The following is a 2,235-nucleotide window of genomic DNA, read 5'->3' as shown; positions in this document are numbered from 1 at the left end:
CCGCAGGACGGGGACCTCGCGGGCGGGGTCGGTGCTCAGGGCCCACACTCCGTGCTCGACGCGCAGCCGCAGCCGGAGCGCCGGGTGCGCGGCCACGACGGCGTTCGCGGCGCGCAGGGCGTCGGCGAACCCGGTGCCCTCGGGCGCGGGCAGCATCCTGGCCTGGGCGAACCGGGCGAGCGAGCCGCCCAGCTCCCGCTGGCGCAGGATGATCGGCGTCGGCGTCAGCGGGCCGTCCGCGTGGACGGCGGGCGCGGGCGTCACGGGCGGCGGCGTGCCGGCCTCCAGGTGGTCGGCGAGCGCGCGCGGCGTCCGGTGCAGGAACACCTCGCGCGGGGAGATCCGCAGGCCGAGTGCCCTGGCCCGGTTGACCACGGTGATGGCGACGATGCTGTCACCCCCGGCCCGGAAGAAGTCGGTGTCGCCGTCGGCCTCGGAGCCGGGCAGCGCCTCGGCGAAGATCCCCACCAGCGCGGCAAGCGCCCCCGCACGCGAGACCCCGGGCTCATGCGTGACCCCGGACCCGTGCATGCTCCCGGACCCGTGTGTGACTCCGGACCCGTGTGTGATCCCAGGCCCGTGCGTGCCGCCGGACCCGTGTGTGATCCCGGGCTCGTCCGCGACCCCGGGCCCGTGGGCGAGCGTCGATGCCCCCGCCCGCCCCGGTTCGCCCGGCAGCCCCCAGGTGTCCGGCCGGGCGGCCTGTTCGGCGAGTGCCTGCCGGTCCAGTTTCCCGTTCACCGTCAGCGGCAGCGCGTCCACCGCCAGCACCCGGCCCGGCACCAGGTGCGCGGGCAGCTTCGCCCCCAGCAGGCCGGCGAAGTCCTCCGGCACCGCGCCCACGACGTGCGCGACCAGGTGATCCCCGCTGCCGGCCACGGTGACGGCCGCGTCGAGCACTCCGTCCAGCTCCCTGATCGCCGACTCCACCTCGCCCGGCTCGACGCGGAAGCCCTTGAGCTGCACCTGGTCGTCGGCCCGTCCCACGAAGACGAGTTCGCCGTCGAGCGTGCGGCGGGCGAGGTCGCCCGTGTGGTACATGCGGGAGCCGTCGCCCGCGAACGGGTTCGCCACGAACCGGCTCGCGGTGAGCCCCGGCCGGCCCAGGTAGCCGAGCGACACCTGGTCGCCGGCGACGTAGATGGCGCCCACCCGGCCCGGCGGCACCGGACGGAGCCGCTCGTCGAGCAGGTGGGCGACCAGGCCGGGGATGGGGCCGCCGATCGGGCTGGCGGTGTCCCCGGCGAAGTCGTCGTCGGTCAGCACGCGGTGCGTGACGTGCACGGTCGTCTCGGTGATGCCGTACATGTTGACGAGTTCGGGCGAGCGCGTGCCGTGCCGCTCGACCCAGCCGCGCAGCCGTCCGGGATCCAGCGCCTCGCCGCCGAAGACGATCCTGCGCAGCGCGGTGACCGGCTCGCCGGACTGCCGGTCGGCCTCGATGAACTGGTAGAACGCCGACGGCGTCTGGTTGAGCACGGTGACGCCGCGCTCGCGGACCAGCCGGTGGAAGTCGAGCGGAGAGCGGGTCAGCCCGTACTCCGGCACCAGCAGCTCGCCGCCGTGCGCCAGCGCGCCCCACAGCTCCCAGACCGCGAAGTCGAAGGAGGAGGAGTGGAACTGCACCCACACGTCGTCCGGGCCGAAGCCCATGTCGCGCCGGGTGTTCGCGAGCAGCGCCAGCACGCTGGAGTGCGGGACGACGACCCCCTTGGGCCTGCCGGTCGAGCCGGAGGTGTAGATCACGTACGCCGGGTCGTCGGGTCCGGGCAGGGGCCCGCCGCTCTCGCCCGCGGACGGCGGCTCCCCCTGGACGAGCACGCGGGCCGGCACGCCCGCCCTGGCCGCCAGCCCGGCGAAGCGGTCGCGGTGCGCGCGGTCCACGAGGATGACCCGCGGCGCGGCGTCGCCGAGGATGTACTCCAGCCGCTCGTCCGGGTAGGCCGGATCCAGCGGCACGTACGCGCCGCCCGCCGAGACGATCGCGACCAGGGCGACCACCTGCTCGACCGAGCGCGGCACGGCCACGGCGACGCGTTCGCCCGGACCGGCTCCGGCCGCGCGCAGCGCCTCGGCCAGCCGCCGTTTCTCCGCGGCCAGCTCGCCGTAGGTCAGCGACCGGACGCCGCCGTCCAGCGCGCACTGGGTGACGGCGGTGGCGGCCGGGTCGCGGGCGGCGGCGGCGTCGAACAGCTCGCCCAGGGTGGCCGGGGCGTCCGGCGCGAGGGGGAGGGC

General features: G+C 76.2%; 1 protein-coding gene. It reads right to left on the bottom strand.

Annotated features, from left to right (window positions below; genetic code table 11):
• The coding region (locus FAF44_RS52890) for an amino acid adenylation domain-containing protein (protein ID WP_237111071.1) at positions 1-2,235 on the bottom strand (2,235 nt) is incomplete at both ends.

It is taken from the genome of Nonomuraea sp. MG754425 (assembly GCF_021699195.1).
Taxonomy (GTDB): domain Bacteria; phylum Actinomycetota; class Actinomycetes; order Streptosporangiales; family Streptosporangiaceae; genus Nonomuraea.
Note: the sequence above shows the minus strand (reverse complement) of the source record. Positions and strands in the feature narration are given on the sequence as shown.